Origin of the sequence: Streptococcus suis (genome assembly GCF_002964045.1) — a bacterium.
In the GTDB taxonomy this organism is placed as follows: Bacteria; Bacillota; Bacilli; order Lactobacillales; family Streptococcaceae; genus Streptococcus; species Streptococcus suis_U.
In genome coordinates, this window is sequence record NZ_POPB01000347.1 from 1 (window position 1) to 302 (window position 302).

Genomic DNA, 302 nt, shown 5'->3' on the forward strand with positions numbered 1-302 from the left:
CAGTATTTTTTGTTTCATAGATATTATCCATTGATGTCATCACTTTGAGTCACGACATTAAAATAGTCTACCTCCCCCAACTGATAGACTTGTTCAACTAAGCTATTATCTGCTGAATAGTATTTGTCATAAACACGCCGATTGACCTCAAAAATCAGCTCCAACATATCTGCTTTTGTATTTTTTACACGTTGAACAACATGTCCGTTAAAATACTGGAAGAAGAGTCCTTCCAAAGGAACTTCTAACTCTCGATTAGCTCGTACAATTAATAACATCCGATTTTCATTTTTAACCCTTCC

The 302-nt window shown here is 35.1% G+C and carries 1 pseudogene; it reads right to left on the reverse strand.

The features are described 5' to 3' along the window. Positions 1-23 precede the first annotated feature (23 nt). Positions 24-302: pseudogene (locus C1E99_RS08250) on the reverse strand (DUF4956 domain-containing protein); the annotation flags it as partial.